This is a genomic window from Thiohalorhabdus sp. Cl-TMA (assembly GCF_041821045.1).
GTDB classification, from domain to species: Bacteria; Pseudomonadota; Gammaproteobacteria; order Thiohalorhabdales; family Thiohalorhabdaceae; genus Thiohalorhabdus; species Thiohalorhabdus methylotropha.
This window is the reverse complement of the sequence record NZ_JBGUAW010000029.1, coordinates 1-2374: the sequence shown is the minus strand read 5'-3', so window position 1 is coordinate 2374 and position 2374 is coordinate 1. Positions and strand designations below refer to the sequence as shown.

The 2374-nt window shown below is 53.6% G+C and carries 2 protein-coding genes; both read right to left on the bottom strand.

Features of this window, described 5'->3' with window-relative positions; translation table 11 throughout:
* Positions 1–1772, bottom strand: a 1772-nt coding sequence (locus tag ACERLL_RS17685) for a WD40 repeat domain-containing protein (RefSeq protein ID WP_373657418.1), incomplete at its 3' end; no start/stop codon positions are given.
* A gap of 115 nt (positions 1773–1887) precedes the next feature.
* A partial coding sequence (locus tag ACERLL_RS17680) for a CHAT domain-containing protein (RefSeq protein WP_373657417.1) occupies positions 1888–2374 on the bottom strand: 487 nt, incomplete at its 5' end.

Here is a 2374-nt window from a genome sequence, read left to right as displayed (position 1 = left end):
GCGCCGTGCTCGCTGGCGTCGAAAAACCCCTCCGGCGTCCAGGCCACCCACTCGCCGTCCCGGGTCGGGAAGATGGTCACCAGCAGCTCCCCCGTGGCGATCTCCCAGAGGCGGATGGTTTGGTCCGAGCTGCCGGAGACCAGCAGGCGGCCGTCGGGGGAGGGGGCCAAAGCAAGAACATAGCCTCCATGGCCAACAAATTCTTGCAATTTCTCGCCTGAATTTGCGTTATAACTAACCAACCTCCCATCCCTCCCGCCAATTAAGACAGTCTTGCCAGAGGGAGTCAGAGAGGCAGTTACGAAATCCCGACCGCTTCTTGCCCAACTATCAGCTTTAATTTTTATCTTTGGGGACCCATATTCAAAAACCTCAAGCCATTTCTTCGCAAATCGGTCTTCATCAGAAAAGGACAACCCTCGACCTTTTGTCTCCCTAACCCCCCTTATAAATCCCTTATCCTCCTCTACGTTACTAAACTTCCCCTTTTGTCCGGAGAGAAGATCTAATTGATATTTAAGATCACCATGCTTATTATAATAACCATGTTCTTTGTTTTCCCTTACCCCCCATGCAACACTACTTCCATCTTTTGAAAAGCCGACCTGGGAAATATACCCTTGCCCATTGTCTCTAAAAAATTTCTTCACCGTCCCATTCGCTGCATCCCAGACTTGAATCGCAGGCGCGCCATCATCTAGATGGCCACCAGTTGCAACTAGGTTGCTATCTCCATCCCAGGCGGCAGCGGGATATGTGTTAAAAACACGCTTCGGCGGACCACCAAAGGAGTCCAACCTTTCACCTTCCGGAAAAGAAAAAACCTCAATCCAGTACTTACTTTCCTGTTTACTTAATGCCCGCTCTCTGCCAACTATTAATTTGCCACCTTCTTCATTAAAAAGAAAAAACCTTACCTGCCTATTAACTCTTGAAACAGCCATAATCTTTACAAATGATCCTGTTTTGGAATTCCAAAGAGCCAACCCATTACCTTCCCCAACAGGATTATCCGCATTTGTTACCAGATACCTCCCTTTTGGGCTAAAAGCTAGCGAAAAAGTGTCGCTACGAGGATTATTTAGTCTGGAAATTAAATTGCCATTTCTGGCATCCCATAAACGAACTGGCTCCCAAGGATTAGAAGCAGCCACGTGATTGCCGGAAGGACTAATCGCTACGTTCATAATGCCGCCATTCCTTCCAGCGTCTTTAAGAATATGCTTTGTTTTTCCAGTCTTAAGATCCCAGATCCGGACTTCCATGCTACTTGAAAGGATATGCCGGCCATCAGGAAAAAATTTAATATCCCCTATTCGAGATTTATGACCATAAAGAGTCTTCTTTATAACCCCTGTATTTGCATCAATTATTCTTATGTTATTGTCAGAAAAGCCTACTGCTAACTTCTCCCCATCAGGAGACAAGGCTCCTGCGTTCAACTCACCCTTTGATCCCGTCCCTCGCTGAAAACGGAAAACCTTTTGCCGTTTTTCTTTGCGCACATCCCACACTTGGACTGTTTTATCCAATGAGGTCGAGTAAAGCTTATTGCCTTCAGGGGAAAACATTACATCCCATACGGGCCGACTATGCCCACCACTGTCGATCACCAACTGCGGCGGCCACTTTTCCAACTGGGCCTCCAATTCCGCAGGCGTGGGCGTTTGCGTCTTGCCTGCATTGGCCCAAACTGCCGAGCCCCAGAGGATCCCGAGAACCGAGCATCCCAGGGACAGAAGTGTGGCCAGGTTGGAATGGTGCTTTTGCATGGGAGCTCCGGGAGGTTGGAAGGCTTGACTAGCGTGACAGGACAAGGAAACCGAATCGGGAAAGCTTTTTACTATCCTGCTGATAGACCGCTTTTAGTCTGTCCCTTGCACCCTGTCAATGCTCCAGGGTCACGAGGATGAACGGCGACCAGAAGTACGCCCCGTCGCGGTCGGCGGGGGCCTCGGTGTCTTGGGCCTTCAGGGCCCGGGTGGGCCCGGCGCCGGCGCGGTGCTGCTCGCGCAACGCCAGCTTGGCCTGGCGCAGGGCCGCGGCCGGGGCAAGGCCCTGGCCGAGCTGCTCGTAGAAGGCCTCCATCAGCGCCACGGTGGCCGTGGAGTCCACCGGCCATAGGGACGCCACCACCCCCTCGGTGCCGGCGGTGAGGAAGGCCCGGCTCACCCCCACCAGCCCCTCGCCGGCGATCTGCTCGCCGTTGCCGGTGTTGCAGGCGGACAGCACCGCCAGCCGGGTGTCCAGGCCGAGGTTCGCGATCTCCGAGGCGGTGAGCAGGCCGTCGCTTTCCTCGGAGTCGGCGAGCACCAGTGCGGCCTCGGTGAGCCCGGGCAGGTCGCCGCTCAGGATGCCGTGGGTGGCGAAGTGG